The 14,556-nt window shown below is 68.5% G+C and carries 11 protein-coding genes and 1 pseudogene; 4 read left to right on the forward strand and 8 right to left on the reverse strand.

Translation table 11 applies throughout. From position 1 onward, the window contains the following. The 3 genes and pseudogenes from G3N64_RS27050 to G3N64_RS27055 form a co-directional block, all read right to left on the reverse strand. A pseudogene (locus tag G3N64_RS27050) lies at positions 1-84 on the reverse strand (flavin reductase); the annotation flags it as partial. After that, on the reverse strand, positions 81-206 hold the full coding sequence (locus G3N64_RS40250) for a hypothetical protein (RefSeq protein ID WP_277399134.1): 126 nt from the start codon (positions 204-206) through the stop codon (positions 81-83). The pseudogene G3N64_RS27050 and the gene G3N64_RS40250, both read right to left, overlap by 4 nt. Positions 207-257: 51 nt before the next feature. Then, a complete protein-coding gene (locus G3N64_RS27055; RefSeq protein WP_205786649.1) occupies positions 258-1,559 on the reverse strand; it encodes an FAD-dependent oxidoreductase in 1,302 nt (433 codons plus the stop codon). 332 nt (positions 1,560-1,891) lie between these two features. Between G3N64_RS27055 and purL the strand changes: the two genes are divergently transcribed. Together purL and G3N64_RS27065 are read left to right on the forward strand one after the other, a co-directional pair. Beyond that, complete coding sequence (gene purL, locus G3N64_RS27060) at positions 1,892-5,956, forward strand: phosphoribosylformylglycinamidine synthase (RefSeq protein WP_205786650.1); 4,065 nt, start codon at positions 1,892-1,894, stop codon at positions 5,954-5,956. 5 nt (positions 5,957-5,961) lie between these two features. Further along, complete coding sequence (locus G3N64_RS27065; protein ID WP_205786670.1) at positions 5,962-6,507, forward strand: N-acetyltransferase; 546 nt, start codon at positions 5,962-5,964, stop codon at positions 6,505-6,507. A 176-nt stretch (positions 6,508-6,683) separates the two neighbouring features. Here the strand turns inward: G3N64_RS27065 and G3N64_RS27070 are convergent, their stop codons facing one another. The 5 genes from G3N64_RS27070 to G3N64_RS27090 form a co-directional block, all read right to left on the reverse strand. Next, a complete protein-coding gene (locus G3N64_RS27070) occupies positions 6,684-7,466 on the reverse strand; it encodes a peptidylprolyl isomerase (RefSeq protein WP_205786651.1) in 783 nt (260 codons plus the stop codon). Between the two features lie 18 nt (positions 7,467-7,484). Next, entirely contained in the window at positions 7,485-7,793 is a 309-nt protein-coding gene (locus tag G3N64_RS27075) for a BolA family protein (RefSeq protein ID WP_059532602.1), read from the reverse strand. 1 nt (position 7,794) lies between these two features. Beyond that, entirely contained in the window at positions 7,795-8,325 is a 531-nt protein-coding gene (locus G3N64_RS27080; RefSeq protein ID WP_034181202.1) for a septation protein A, read from the reverse strand. Between the two features lie 123 nt (positions 8,326-8,448). After that, positions 8,449-8,880 (reverse strand): peptide-methionine (R)-S-oxide reductase MsrB, encoded by a 432-nt coding sequence (gene msrB, locus G3N64_RS27085; protein ID WP_050013271.1) that lies wholly within the window; start codon positions 8,878-8,880, stop codon positions 8,449-8,451. 43 nt (positions 8,881-8,923) lie between these two features. Next, on the reverse strand, positions 8,924-10,492 hold the full coding sequence (locus tag G3N64_RS27090) for a protein adenylyltransferase SelO (protein ID WP_205786652.1): 1,569 nt from the start codon (positions 10,490-10,492) through the stop codon (positions 8,924-8,926). Between the two features lie 146 nt (positions 10,493-10,638). Between G3N64_RS27090 and G3N64_RS27095 the strand changes: the two genes are divergently transcribed. Both G3N64_RS27095 and G3N64_RS27100 read left to right on the forward strand, forming a co-directional pair. Next, positions 10,639-12,282 (forward strand): 3-(methylthio)propionyl-CoA ligase, encoded by a 1,644-nt coding sequence (locus G3N64_RS27095; protein ID WP_205786653.1) that lies wholly within the window; start codon positions 10,639-10,641, stop codon positions 12,280-12,282. Between the two features lie 189 nt (positions 12,283-12,471). After that, positions 12,472-14,556, forward strand: coding sequence for a 3-hydroxyacyl-CoA dehydrogenase NAD-binding domain-containing protein (locus G3N64_RS27100; RefSeq protein ID WP_205786654.1), 2,085 nt, complete (start codon positions 12,472-12,474; stop codon positions 14,554-14,556).

Here is a 14,556-nt window from a genome sequence, read left to right on the forward strand (position 1 = left end):
GAGCACCGTCACGCCCGTTGCGAACTGGCCGAGTGCTTGCCGGAAGGCGGCCGAGTCGAAATCCGGAGGATTGGCCTGGCTCATCGGGCAACCATCCGGAACGAGACGGGCGGGCGCGGCGCGGCGTCGGCTTCGGCCGCGCGCAGGTCGGCGACGCGCAGCAGCGCGATCGGATCGGAATCGGGGAGCGGGCGGGTAACGGTCATCGCGGGGTCGTGGCGGCTGGCAAGGAGGCCGCCGGGGCGAGCCCGCGGCGGTCAGGTCGTGAAGCGCCCGGCGCGCAGCGCGGCGAGCGTGTCGGCGGGCCAGTGCTGCACGTCGCCGCCGAGGTAATCGGTCACCACTTTAGCAGAGCCGCACGCGAGCCCCCAGCCGGCCGGGCCGTGCCCGAAATTGACGAACACGCGCGGATGCGGGGTCGGACCGACGACCGGCAGGCCGTCCGGCGACAGCAGCTGCGTGCCTTGCCAGGACAACGCGGCCGAGATCCGCGCGGCACCGGGCACCCAGTCGTGGACGGCCTGGCAGAGCAGCGCGAGCGCAGCCTCGGACAGCGGCTCGGCGAGCGGCTTCGCGGTGTCGGGCAGGCTCTGCAGCACGGCGCCGCCGCCGACGCGCAGCCGCTGGTGGGTACGCGTGATCGAGATCCGCTTGATCGAATCGACGACGTTCAGGTGCGGCGCGTGTTCTTCGTAGGCGACCGGCGCGGTGAGCGTATGGACGCGCACCGGGTGCAGCGGCAGGCGCCAGCCGAGCCGGTCGAGCAGCGGCAGGCTGCCGGCGCCGGCGGCGACCACGATCGCATCGGCGGAAATCACGTCGACCTCGCGTGCGTTCGACGCGCGCCGGTCGCCGGGCGGGACGAGTTCGACCGCGGCGCGGCCGGTGTCGACGCGGATCGCGGCGACTTCCGCGCCGAAGCGGAACTGCACGCCATGCTCGTCGAGCGTCTGCTTGACCAGCTTCGCGAACAGCGGGCAATTCCCGGTGCGTTCGGTCTCGAGCAGCACGCCGCCGGCGAAGCCGGGCTCGGCCGGCACCGAGGGCTCGAGCGCCGCGCATTCGTCGGCGGAAAGCGTGCGGTAAGGCTGGTCGAGCGTGCGCAGCAGATCGAGCGCGGGTTGCATCGCGTCCCAGTCGCGCGGATCGCGCACGACGTGCAGGATGCCGGGCTTCTGCTCGAATTCGAGCTCGAGGCGCGCCTCGATGTCGGCGAGCGTGTCGCGCGACGCATCGATCAGCGGGCGCAGCCGCGCGTACTGGGCGGCAAACGCGTCGGGCTCGCGCAGCGTGCCGAGCTGCTTGACGAAGCGGCGCACGCCGCCGTTGAAGCCCGGCTTGTAGACGATGCCGCTGTCGCGCGGCTGGCGCTGGCGCATGAAGGTCGGGCCGAACCAGACGTCGAGCGGGCTCGGCAGCAGCGCGCCGCCGTCGCCGTAGGTCGCACCCTGCGCGACGGTCGCGTGGCGTTCGACCACGCATACGCGATGGCCGGCCGCGCGCAACTGGTAGGCGGTGGCGACGCCGCTGATTCCGCCGCCGATGACGATGACATCCATTGGATTGCTTCGATGACGGACGGCGCGCAGGCGCCGCCCGGTGAGAATTCGCTGAGGGCCCCGGCCCGGTGAACCCGGAATGATAGCGCCAAAATCGCGGAAACCGGCGCCGTGCGAGCACGGACCGTGCGGCCGCGCCACGGCCGCCGTCTGCGGCGCCTGCACGGGGCGGCCCGGCGGGCGGGACGTGGGCGGCTCGCTCTGCGGCACCGTTGCGGTGCATGCAGGCCGCCGATCGGCCGGTCTTGGGCGACCGACTTCCGGGTATAATTACGGCCTTCCTTTCGCCCCACGTCGCCACTTCGCGCGACTCATCGACGTCAGTCCAGCCCATGGCTCACTTCTCGTGTTTTCCCGGCGCTTCGGCCCTCTCCGATTTCCGTCAAACCCGTCTGCTCGACACGCTCAGGCAAATCGACGCCAACATCGTCGCGGTGCGCGGGCAGTTCCTGCACTTCGTCAATGCGGCCGAGCCGCTGTCGGCCGACGACAGCGCGCGCATCGACGCGCTGATGCACTACGGTGCGCCGTTCGAGCCGGCGGCCGAGAAGGGCGCGGCCGAGACCTTCGTCGTGCTGCCGCGCTTCGGCACGGTCTCGCCGTGGGCGAGCAAGGCGACCGACATCGCGCAACACTGCGGCCTCACGCACGTGCGCCGCATCGAGCGCGGCGTCGAATTCACGGTCACGCTGAAGTCGGGCCTGCTCGGCGGCAAGAAGGCGCTGTCGGACGACGCGCGCGCAGCCGTGGCGGCCGCGCTGCATGACCGGATGACCGAAAGCGTGGTCGCCGCGCGCGACGACGCGAAGCACCTGTTCGACGAACTGCCGGCCAAGCCGCTCGCGAGCGTCGACGTGCTGGGCGTCGGCCGTGGCGCGCTCGAGCGCGCGAACGTCGAGCTGGGCCTCGCGCTCGCCGACGACGAGATCGACTATCTGGTCGACGCGTTCCGCAAGCTCGAACGCAACCCGACCGACGTGGAACTGATGATGTTCGCGCAGGCGAACAGCGAGCACTGCCGCCACAAGATCTTCAACGCGCAGTGGACGATCGACGGCGAAGCGCAGGACATGTCGCTGTTCGCGATGATTCGCAACACCGAGAAGCTGAGCCCGCAAGGCACGATCGTCGCGTATTCGGACAACTCGTCGATCATGGTCGGCGCCGAAGCCGAACGCTGGTTCCCGCGCAACGCAGGCGCGGCCGGCGAGCCGGGTGAACGCTACGGCCGCCACACCGAGCTCACGCACACGCTGATGAAGGTCGAGACGCACAACCACCCGACGGCGATCTCGCCGTTCCCGGGTGCGGCGACCGGCGCGGGCGGGGAGATCCGCGACGAAGGCGCGACGGGCCGCGGTGCGCGTCCGAAGGCCGGCCTCACGGGCTTCACCGTGTCGAACCTCGACCTGCCCGACGCACGCCAGTCGTGGGAAAACGCGCGCGACGCGGCCCAGCCGGTCGGCGAGCGCAACCCGAACGATGCGCACGGTCCGTACGGCCGCCCGGATCGCATCGCGTCGCCGCTGCAGATCATGATCGACGGCCCGCTCGGCGGCGCCGCGTTCAACAACGAATTCGGCCGTCCGAACCTCGGCGGCTATTTCCGCGTGTACGAGCAGAACGTCGGCGGGAAGGTGCATGGCTATCACAAGCCGATCATGATCGCGGGCGGTCTCGGCAACATCGCCGACCAACATACGCACAAGCACGACGTGCCGGCCGGCTCGCTGCTGATCCAGATCGGCGGTCCCGGCATGCGGATCGGGATGGGCGGCGGCGCCGCGAGCTCGATGGCGACCGGCGCGAACACGGCCGAACTCGACTTCGACTCGGTGCAGCGCGGAAACCCGGAAATCGAGCGTCGCGCGCAGGAGGTGATCAACGGCTGCTGGCAGCTCGGCGCGGAAAACCCGATCCTGAGCATCCACGACGTCGGCGCGGGCGGCCTGTCGAACGCATTCCCCGAGATCGTCGACGGTGCCGGCAAGGGCGCGCGCTTCGAGCTGCGCAAGGTCGCGCTCGAGGAGTCGGGCCTGTCGCCGCGCGAAATCTGGTCGAACGAAGCGCAGGAGCGCTACGTGCTGGCGATCGCGCCGGCCGACCTGCCGCGCTTCGAGGCGATCTGCGCACGCGAGCGCTGCCCGTTCGCGGTGGTCGGTGTCGCGACCGACGAACGCCAGCTGAAGCTCGTCGACGACGAAGCGACGGGCGCCGACGAATACCCGGTCGACATGCCGATGGAAGTGCTGCTCGGCAAGCCGCCGCGCATGCATCGCGACGTTACGCGCGTGGCGACCGAGCGCGCACCGGTCGACGTGACGGGCATCGCGCTGTCGGAGGTCGCGGTCGACGTGCTGAAGCACCCGACGGTCGGCAGCAAGTCGTTCCTGATCACGATCGGCGACCGCTCGGTCGGCGGCACGTCGGTGCGCGACCAGATGGTTGGCCCGTGGCAGGTGCCGGTGGCCGACTGCGCGGTCACCGCGCTCGACTATGCGGGCTTCAAGGGCGAGGCGATGACGATGGCCGAGCGCACGCCGCTCGCGGTGATCGACGCGCCGGCATCGGGCCGCATGGCCGTTGGCGAGGCGATCACGAACATCGCGAGCGCGCCGATCGCGTCGCTCGACAAGCTGAAGCTGTCGGCGAACTGGATGGCTGCATGCGGCACGGCCGGCGAGGACGCCGCGCTGTTCGACACGGTCAAGGCGATCGGCATGGAGCTGTGCCCGGCGCTCGGGATCGGCATCCCGGTCGGCAAGGATTCGCTGTCGATGAAGACGAAGTGGGACGAGCAGGGCGTCGCGAAGGAAGTGGTGTCGCCGGTGTCGCTGATCATCTCCGCGTTCGCACCGGTCGAGGACGTGCGCCGCCACCTGACGCCGCAACTGCGCCGCATCGCCGACGCAGGCGACAGCGTGCTGATCGCGATCGATCTCGGCCGCGGCAAGAACCGGATGGGCGGCAGCATCTTCGCGCAGGTCACGCAGCAGGTCGGCGACACGACACCGGACGTCGACGACGCGGAAGACCTGAAGCGCTTCTTCAACGCGATCCAGTCGCTCAATGCGCAGGATAAGCTGCTGGCGTACCACGACCGCTCGGACGGCGGCCTGTGGGCGACGGTGTGCGAAATGGCGTTCGCGGGCCACGCGGGCGTGTCGCTGAACGTCGACATGCTGACGCTCGACCCGAACCACGAATCCGACTACGGCGACGCGAAGGACTGGGCGAAGCAGACGAGCGGCCGCCGCGAAGATCGCACGCTGCGCGCGCTGTTCTCCGAGGAACTCGGCGCCGTCGTGCAGGTGCGTGCGACCGACCGTGACGCGGTGCTCGGCGCGCTGCGCGAGTTCGGCCTGTCGGCGTGCTCGCACGTGATCGGCTCGGTCAACGATCGCGACGTGATCGAGGTGTACCGCGACGCGAAGAAGATCTTCGACGCACCGCGCACCGAACTCCATCGCGCTTGGAGCGAAGTAAGCTGGCGCATCGCGCGCCTGCGCGACAACCCGGCTTGCGCGGATGCCGAATACGACGCGCTGCTCGATGCGGCGGACCCGGGCATCTCGCCGGTGCTGAGCTTCGATCCGGCCGACGACATCGCCGCGCCGTTCATCGCGACGGGCGCACGGCCGCGCGTCGCGATCCTGCGCGAGCAGGGCGTGAACTCGCACCTCGAAACGGCGTACGCGTTCGACCGTGCGGGCTTCGATGCGCACGACGTGCACATGAGCGACCTGCTCGCCGGCCGTGCGACGCTCGCCGATTTCGCGGGCGCGGTGGCATGCGGCGGCTTCTCGTACGGCGACGTGCTGGGTGCCGGCGAAGGCTGGGCGAAGACGATCCGCTTCAACGCGAACCTCGCCGACATGTTCTCGGCGTTCTTCGCGCGCCCCGACACGTTCGCGCTCGGCATCTGCAACGGTTGCCAGATGCTGTCGAGCCTCGCGTCGATGATTCCGGGCGCGGAAGCGTGGCCGAAGTTCACGCGCAACAAGTCCGAGCAGTTCGAAGCGCGCTTCTCGTTCGTCGAAGTGGAGAAGTCGCCGTCGATCTTCTTCGCGGGGATGGAAGGCTCGCGGATTCCGGTCGCGGTCGCGCACGGCGAAGGCTATGCGGACTTCTCGCAGCAGGGCGACATCGATCGCGTCGCGGTCGCGATGCGTTTCGTCGACCATCGCGGCGAAGCGACCGAGCGCTATCCGTTCAACCCGAACGGCTCGCCGGCCGGCATCACGTCGGTCACGACGGCCGACGGCCGCTTCTCGGTGCTGATGCCGCACATGGAGCGCGTGCATCGTACGGTCGCGATGAGCTGGCACCCGGAAAGCTGGGGTGAGGCGAGCCCGTGGATGCGCGTGTTCCGCAACGCGCGCCGCTGGATCGGCTGATCGGGATGATGTTCGACCCGAACGCGCCGGTCGAGGTCGTCACGCTGCGCGACGCGCGCGCGAGCGAGGCCGACGCGATCGGCCGCGTGATCGTCGCCGCGTTCGCGGGCGAGCCGGAAGGCGGGCAGTTCGAACGGCGGATCGTCGACACGCTGCATGCGGACGGTGCGTTGAGCGTATCGCTCGTCGCGGAGCGTGACGGCCGCGTCATCGGGCACGTTGCGTTCTCGCCGGTGTCGATCGGCGGCGTGCCGTCCGGCAGCCAGCGCTGGTACGGGCTGGCGCCGCTCGCGGTATTGCCCGACTGCCAGCGGCAGAGCATCGGCGCGGGGCTGGTGCGCACGGGGCTCGACGCGTTGAGCCGGCTTGGCGCGCACGGCTGCGTCCTGCTCGGCGAACCCGCGTACTACACGCGCTTCGGTTTTGCGCCGTCCGGCGATATCGTATTCCCGGGCGTGCCGCCCGAGTATTTCCTCGCGCTGTCGCTCGACGATTCGGCGCCGCGGCCGTCGGGCGACGTTCGCTATCACGACGTGTTCTATCCCGCGTAGTGCGCGTTTGCGGCGCGAGTCGACCGGGCACGCGGAACAGGCCGCTCTTCGGAGCGGCTATTTCTTTTGGTGGGGGGGGACTGCAGCGCCTCGTGATGCGCCGGCAGTCGGCCCGCGGGCAATAAAAAGCCGCTCCGAAGAGCGGCTTTTCGATGCACGGGCGGCGAGCGCCAGCGTTACTGGATCTTTGCCTGCTGGCGCAGACCTTCCTCGAACGCTTGCAGCTTCTGCTGCACGATCTGCTGCGCGATCTGCGCCTTCACCTGCTCGAGCGGCGGCGGGGCGATGTCGCGGATGTCGTCGACGCGGATGATGTGCCAGCCGAACTGCGTCTTCACCGGCGTGTCGGTCATCTGGCCTTTCTGCAGCTTCTGCGCGGCCGCCGCGAATTCCGGCACGTACGCCTTCGGGTCGGACCAGTCGAGATCGCCACCGTTCTTGCCCGAACCCGGATCCTTCGAGTACTGCTTCGCGAGATCCTCGAACTTCGCGCCGGCCTTGATCTTCGCGATCAGGTCCTTCGCCTGCTGCTCGTTGTCGACGAGGATGTGGTGCAGGTGGTATTCGCGGTTGCCGCCGGCGCCCTTGACGAGGTCGTCGTAGCGCGCCTTCACTTCCGCGTCGGTCGGCTGGTTCTTCTTCAGGAAGCTCTCGATCATCGAGCGCAGCACGACGGTCTGCTGCGCGACGGCAACTTGCGCCTTCACGTCCGGACGGTTCGGGATGCCTTCGCGGATGGCTTCCTGCATCAGGATTTCGCGGTTCACGAGTTCCTGGCGCACGGCCTGCTGCAGTTGCGGGCTGTCGGTCTGGCCTTGCTGGACGAGCTGAGCAACCATCGCGTCGGCGCGCGACTTCGGAATCGGCGTGCCGTTGACGACGGCGATGTTCTGGGCAAATGCCGGTGCCGCTGCAAAAGCAGCCGCCGCGACCCACAGGCGGGGGGATTTCAGGATCATCGGGAATTCCTAATGAGACTAGATTGAAGATTCGTTGAATTCTTCGGGCGTGTAAGCCACGATCGCGAGCGCGTGAATGCCGCGCTGCATCGCATCAGCGAGCGCATCATACACCAGCCGGTGCCGCGCGACGCGCGGCTTGCCCGCGAAGGCGGCCGACACGATCGTGACCGTGAAGTGCCCGCCGGCGGCCGCGCCGGCGTGGCCCGCGTGCTGCGCGCTGTCGTCGCGCACGGTGAGCGACAGCGGCGCGAGCGAGGCGGTGAGGCGCGCTTCGATCAGCGCGATGCGTTCGTCGGGCGACGCGTGGAGAAAGGCGTCCGTCATGTCACTCGTCCTTCAGGTATTTCGTGAGCCACAGGCTCTGCAGGATGATGAATACGACCATCGCTCCCGTCGTGCCGAACAGCTTGAAGTTCACCCATTGCGATTCGGTGAAGTTGTGCACCACGTACAGGTTCGCGACGCCGAGCACCGCGAAGAACAGCGCCCAGGCGACGTTCAGCTTGTCCCACACGGGGTGCGGCAGCGTGAGCTGCTTGCCCATCATCTTCTCGATCAGGTTGTTGCCGAACGCATAGCGCGCGGCGAGCAGCCCGACCGCAAACAGCCAGTACAGCACAGTCGGTTTCCATTGAATGAATTTCTCGTCATGCAGGACGAGGGTGGCGCCACCGAAAACGACGATCACGCCGAGGCTGACCCACAGCATCGTGTCGACCTTCCGGTGCCGGAAGGCGACCCATGCGACCTGGGCCAGCGTCGCGACGATCGCGACGGCGGTGGCGGTAAAGATGCCCCAGACCTTGAAGGCGACAAAAAACAGGATGATCGGAAACAGATCGAACAGGAATTTCATGGCGCTCGCAGCTGCGTGAAAGGCCGCTTGCGCGGCCTTTCACCGTTGTAGGGACCCGCCAGGCACCGCTGGAGCGGATCGGGGCGGCGGCGAGGGGCGCCCCGCAGATCCGCCCGGCGCCGCTCATTCGTTTTCGGGTCGGGACTCGAAGTTTAACGCAGCCGAATTGATGCAGTACCGCAAACCGGTCTGGTCGCGCGGGCCGTCCTCGAAGACGTGGCCGAGATGCGCGCCGCAGTGGTTGCAGCGCACCTCGACGCGCACCATCCCGTGCGAGTAGTCGACCTTTTCGTCGATCACCTCGCCGTTGAGCGGCTTGAAGTAGCTGGGCCAGCCGCAGCCCGAGTGGAACTTGGCGCCGGATTCGAACAGCGGCGTGCTGCAGACGACGCATTTGTAGATGCCGGCGTCTTCGGTGTCGGTGTATTCGCCCGTGAATGCGCGCTCGGTTGCCGCGTGCTGCGTGACTTCATACTGCATCGGCGTGAGCCGGCGGCGCAGCTCGGCGTCGTCCTTCTGGTACGGGAAGGTCTTGTCGTCGGAATCGTGGGACATGGGGGTTCTCCTGATCGGTCGGTCGATACGCGCGGGTTGGGGCTCAGGACGAGCAGCTCACTTCGAGCGACCCGGCCCAGTCGGGCGGCAACGCCGCGTACGCTTCATGCTCCGGTTGTTCGTCGAACGGCCGGCGCAGGATCTGCGCGAGCCGCTCGACTTCCGAAAAATCCTTTTCCTTCGCGCGCCGGATCGCGACTTCGGCCAGATGGTTGCGAAGCACGTATTTCGGGTTCGCGCGGTTCATCGCAACGGCGCGAGCCGCGTCGTCGCGCGTCTCCTCGGACAGCCGCGCGCGGTAGAGGTTCGCCCATGCATCGAACGCGTCGCGGTCGATGAACAGGTCGCGCACGGGCGCGTCGCGGCTCGCGTCGTGCTTCGAGACCTGCGCGAGCCGGCGGAACGTCAGCGTGAAATCCGCGTGGCTCGCATGCATCGTCTCGAGCAGCTTGTTGGCGAGCTCGGCATCGTTTTCGCGTTCGAGCTCGAGGCCGAGCTTCGCGCGCATCGCGCGCTCGAGCGCGGGGCCGAAACGTTCCGGGAACTTCGCGAGCACGGCCTGCGCGTCGTCCACCGCACGCTCGGCGCGCGCATCGTCGTCGGCGATGCCGTGCTGCAGCCCGATCAGCGGCAGCAGCGCCTGCGCGAGGCAATAGCAGTTCCAGTGCGCGATGCGCGGCTGCATCCGGTAGGCATAGCGGCCGCTCGTATCCGAGTGATTGCAGATGTGGTTCGCATCGAACGCATCGACGAAGCCGAACGGGCCGTAGTCGATCGTCACGCCGAGGATCGACATGTTGTCGGTGTTCATCACGCCGTGGCAGAAGCCGACGGCCTGCCATTGCGCGACGAGATCGGCCGTGCGCAGCGTCGCGGCTTCGAGCAGCGCGAGGTACGGATCGTCGGCGCGGCGGCAATCCGGATAGAAGCGGTCGATCACGTGATCGGCGAGCTGGCGCAGCAGGTCGGGGCGATCGTTCGAGAAGAAGTGCTCGAAGTGGCCGAAGCGCACGAAGCTCTCCGACACGCGCGTGACGACGGCCGACGTCTCGATCTCCTCGCGCACCACCGGCTGGTCGGAGCCGATCACCGTCAGCGCGCGCGTGGTCGGGATGCCGAGGTGATGCATCGCTTCCGAGCACAGGAATTCGCGGATCGACGAGCGCAGCACCGCGCGGCCGTCGCCCATCCGCGAGTACGGCGTGCGGCCGCTGCCTTTCAGCTGCAACTCGTAGCGGCGGCCGTCCGTGCCGGTGCGCTCGCCGATCGTCAGCGCGCGGCCGTCGCCGAGCTGGCCGGCCCATACGCCGAACTGGTGGCCGGAATACACGGATGCGTACGGCATCGCGCTCGCGGGCCAGTCGCGCGTCGGGTTGCCGGCGAACAGCTCGGCGAAGCCGGGCTGCGCGGCGATCGATGGCGGCAGGTCGAGCAGTTGCGCGACTTCGCCGCAAAAGCCGACGACGTAAGGTGCGGCCAGCGGCGCGGCCGGCAGCCGCGTATGAAACGCGTCGCCGAGCGCGACGAACGCGCCGTCGGTGGGCACGCCGAGCGTGGCGGCGAGGTCGGGGAGGGTGTCAGCCGGATCGGCTGCGCTTCGGGAAAACGACATGTTGAGCGCCTCTGGGTAAGCCGATATTGTAAGGCGGCGCCGCGCCGCCCGCATGGCGGCCCGCGCACCGTGCGCCGCGCCTGTCCGGGGCCGCTGACGGGCGCGCTGCAGAGGCACCGATTCGCATCCTCACGGAGAACAAGACGATGGGTAAGCCGTTGCTGGGCCAGATGATGGACATGCCGTTGCTGGTGTCCTCGCTGATTTCTCATGCCGCGCGGCATGCCGGCGACACGGAGATCGTGTCGAAGCGCGTGGAAGGCGATCTGCATCGCTACACGTACCGCGATTGCGAACGTCGCGCGAAGCAGCTGGCGCAGGCGCTCGCGCGGCTCGGCGTCGAAACCGGCGATCGCGTCGGCACGCTGGCGTGGAACGGCTACCGGCATCTGGAAGCGTATTACGGGATCGGCGGCATGGGCGCCGTGTGCCACACGATCAACCCGCGCCTGTTCCCCGAGCAGATCGCGTACATCGTCAATCACGCGGAAGACCGCTACGTCTTCTTCGACATCAATTTCGCACCGCTCGTCGACGCCATCGCGCCGCAATGTCCACACGTGAAGGGCTGGGTCGCGATGACGGACGCGGCGCACCTGCCGTCCGGCACGACGCCGTTCCTCTGCTACGAAACGCTCGTCGAAGCGGAGGACGGCCGCTACGACTGGCCGCGCCTCGACGAGCAGCAGGCGTCGGGGCTCTGCTACACGTCGGGCACGACCGGCAACCCGAAGGGCGTGCTGTATTCGCACCGCTCGACCGTGCTGCACGCGTACGGCGCCGCGCTGCCCGACGCGATGAACCTGTCCGCGATGGACGCCGTGCTGCCCGTCGTGCCGATGTTCCACGTCAACGCATGGGGGCTGCCGTACGCGGTGCCGCTCACCGGTGGCAAGCTCGTGCTGCCGGGCAAGGACCTCGACGGGAAATCGCTGTACGCGCTAATGGAAGCCGAGCGCGTGACGTTCTCAGCGGGCGTGCCGACCGTGTGGCTCGGCCTGCTCAACTACATGCGCGAAGCCGGCGTGCGCTTCTCGACGCTGAACCGCACGGTGATCGGCGGCTCTGCGTGCCCGCCCGCGATGCTGCGCACCTTCGAGGACGAATACGGCGTGCGCGTGATCCATGCATGGGGGATGACCGAACTGTCGCCGCTCGGCACGCTCGCGAAGCTCAACTGGGCGCAGTCGCAGCGGCCGCTCGACGCGCAGCGCAAGCTGCTCGAGAAGCAGGGGCGCGTGATCTGCGGGGTCGACATGCGCATCGTCGGCGAGGACGGCCACGCGCTGCCGTGGGACGGCGTCGCGTTCGGCGAACTGCAGGTGCGCGGCCCGTGGGTGATCGACCACTACTTTCGCGGCGAGTCGTCGCCGCTGTCGGACGGCTGGTTCCCGACCGGCGACGTCGCGACGATCGACCCCGACGGCTTCCTGCAGATCACCGACCGCAGCAAGGACGTGATCAAGTCGGGCGGCGAGTGGATCAGCTCGATCGACATCGAGAACGTCGCGATCGCGCACCCGGGCGTGGCCGAGGCCGCCTGCATCGCCTGTGCGCACCCGAAATGGACCGAGCGCCCGCTGCTCGTCGTGGTGCCGCGCGACGGGGCGAACCTGAGCCGCGACGCGCTGCTCGCGTTCTACGAAGGCAAGGTCGCGAAATGGTGGATTCCGGACGACGTCGTGTTCGTCGAATCGCTGCCGCACACCGCGACCGGCAAGCTGCAGAAGCTGAAGCTGCGCGAGACGTTCCGCGATTACGTATTGCCGACGGCCGTCGGCGAGTCGTAACGTCTGCACCCGGGCCGCCAGCGGCTCGCGACCCGGTCGCCCGATCCGTCCCCGGATCGGGAACGAAAATCAAATTGAACGACCGTGCTTTTTCGTTGTATGCTGCCTCAGTTCATTCGGACATGCGGCTGTTCGACCGCGCACAATGAAGCGTAGCCACCCCGGCGCGCGATGCATGGAGGCAGGCAGATGGCAGTGGATTACTCGACTCGCGACGGCGTGGCCGTCCTTACGCTCAACAATCCGCCCGTCAACGGGCTCGGCCTGTCGACCCGTCAGGGCGTCATGGGCGCGCTCGATCGCGCCGCGCAGGACCCGTCGGTCACGGCCATCGTGCTGACCGGCGCGGGACGCGCATTCTCGGGCGGCGCCGATATCACCGAATTCAATACGCCGAAGGCGCTGCAGGAGCCGACGCTGCACACCGTGATCCGCGCGGTGGAGGCGAGCGCGAAGCCCGTCGTCGCGGCGCTGCACAGCGTCGTGATGGGCGGCGGCCTCGAGCTCGCGCTCGGCGCGCACTACCGCGTCGCGGCACCCGGCGCGCAGGTCGCGCTGCCCGAAGTGAAGCTCGGCCTGCTGCCGGGCGCGGGCGGCACGCAGCGCCTGCCGCGCGCGGTGGGGCTCGAGACCGCGCTGAACATGATCGTGTCGGGCGCGCCCGTGCCGTCGGAGCAGCTCGCAAAGAGCGGGCTGTTCGACGAAATGGCCGACGGCGACCTGCTCGACGCGGCCGTCGCATTCGCGCGCAAGGTCGGTGCGCAGAAGGGGCCGCATCCGCGCGTGCGCGATCGCAAGATCGTCCACGCGAACGCCGCGGGCTTCATCCAGTTCGCGCGCAATTCCGCCCGGGCCGCCGCACCGAATTTCCCCGCGCCGCACAAGTGCATCGACGCGATCGAGGCCGGTGTGCTGCACGGCTTCGACAAGGGCAGCGTTGCCGAGCGCGACGGTTTCGTCGCGCTGATGATGACGCCGGAAAGCCGCGCGCTGCGGCACGCGTTCTTCGGCGAGCGCGCGGCGAGCAAGATTCCCGATGTGCCGGCCGATACGCCGCTGCGCGAGATCCGCCGCATCGGCGTGATCGGCGCGGGCACGATGGGCGGCGGGATCGCGATGAACTTCGTCAACGCGGGCCTGCCCGTCACGCTGCTCGAGACCAAGCAGGAAGCGCTCGAGCGCGGCGTCGCGACGATCCGCAAGAACTACGACGCGCAGGTGAAGAAGGGCAAGCTCACGCAGGAGAAGCTCGACGCGCGCATGGCGCTGATCACGCCGACGCTGTCCTACGACGACCTGAAGGACGCCGACCTGATCGTCGAGGCCGTGTTCGAGGAACTCGGCGTGAAGGAGCAGGTGTTCAGGAAGCTCGACGAAGTCGCGAAGGCGGGCGCGATCCTCGCGTCGAACACGTCGACGCTCGACGTCGACAAGATCGCGGCGTTCACGAAGCGCCCGCAGGACGTCGTCGGCATGCACTTCTTCAGCCCGGCGAACGTGATGAAGCTGCTCGAGGTCGTGCGCGGCGCGCAGACCGCGAAGGACGTGCTCGCCACCGTGATGGCCGTCGCGAAGAAGATCCGCAAGACGGCGGTCGTGTCGGGCGTGTGCGACGGCTTCATCGGCAACCGGATGATCGAGCAGTACATCCGCCAGGCGCTCTTCATGCTCGAGGAAGGCGCGCTGCCCGCGCAGGTCGACCGTGCGATCGAGAAATTCGGTTTCGCGATGGGGCCGTTCCGGATGAGCGACCTCGCCGGCAACGACATCGGCTGGGCGATCCGCAAGCGCCGCTACGTCGAGCAGCCCGGCCTGCAGTACTCGAAGATCGCCGACCGCCTGTGTGAGCAGGGCCGCTTCGGCCAGAAGACGGGCGCCGGCTGGTACGACTACGTGCCGGGCGAGCGCAAGGCGAAGCCGTCGTCGCTCGTCGACGAGCTGGTCGTCGCGTATTCGAAGGAGCGCGGCGTCGAGCGGCGCAAGATCGGCGACGACGAGATCGTCGAGCGGCTCGTGTTCGCGCTCGTCAACGAAGGCGCGAAGATCCTCGAGGAGAAGATCGCGTCGAAGGCGTCCGACATCGACATGGTCTACCTGACCGGCTATGGCTTCCCGCTGTGGCGCGGCGGTCCGATGCTGTATGCCGACGTGGTCGGCCTCTACAACGTCGAGCGCGCGATTCGCCGCTACGCGGCCGCGCCGAATGGCGACGCATGGCAACTCGCACCGTCGATCGCGGAACTCGCGAAGGCCGGCCGCGGGTTCAACGGCTGA

Source organism: Burkholderia sp. Ac-20344 (genome assembly GCF_017104975.1).
Taxonomy (GTDB): Bacteria; Pseudomonadota; Gammaproteobacteria; order Burkholderiales; family Burkholderiaceae; genus Burkholderia.

What these genes read in the sequence shown, in the direction of transcription:
- G3N64_RS40250 (WP_277399134.1), bottom strand. Translation starts at nt 206, where the DNA reads ATGACCGTTACCCGCCCGCTCCCCGATTCCGATCCGATCGCGCTGCTG.
- G3N64_RS27055 (WP_205786649.1), bottom strand. Translation starts at nt 1,559, where the DNA reads ATGGATGTCATCGTCATCGGCGGCGGAATCAGCGGCGTCGCCACCGCC.
- purL (WP_205786650.1), top strand. Translation starts at nt 1,892, where the DNA reads ATGGCTCACTTCTCGTGTTTTCCCGGCGCTTCGGCCCTCTCCGATTTC.
- G3N64_RS27065 (WP_205786670.1), top strand. Translation starts at nt 5,962, where the DNA reads ATGATGTTCGACCCGAACGCGCCGGTCGAGGTCGTCACGCTGCGCGAC.
- G3N64_RS27070 (WP_205786651.1), bottom strand. Translation starts at nt 7,466, where the DNA reads ATGATCCTGAAATCCCCCCGCCTGTGGGTCGCGGCGGCTGCTTTTGCA.
- G3N64_RS27075 (WP_059532602.1), bottom strand. Translation starts at nt 7,793, where the DNA reads ATGACGGACGCCTTTCTCCACGCGTCGCCCGACGAACGCATCGCGCTG.
- G3N64_RS27080 (WP_034181202.1), bottom strand. Translation starts at nt 8,325, where the DNA reads ATGAAATTCCTGTTCGATCTGTTTCCGATCATCCTGTTTTTTGTCGCC.
- msrB (WP_050013271.1), bottom strand. Translation starts at nt 8,880, where the DNA reads ATGTCCCACGATTCCGACGACAAGACCTTCCCGTACCAGAAGGACGAC.
- G3N64_RS27090 (WP_205786652.1), bottom strand. Translation starts at nt 10,492, where the DNA reads ATGTCGTTTTCCCGAAGCGCAGCCGATCCGGCTGACACCCTCCCCGAC.
- G3N64_RS27095 (WP_205786653.1), top strand. Translation starts at nt 10,639, where the DNA reads ATGGGTAAGCCGTTGCTGGGCCAGATGATGGACATGCCGTTGCTGGTG.
- G3N64_RS27100 (WP_205786654.1), top strand. Translation starts at nt 12,472, where the DNA reads ATGGCAGTGGATTACTCGACTCGCGACGGCGTGGCCGTCCTTACGCTC.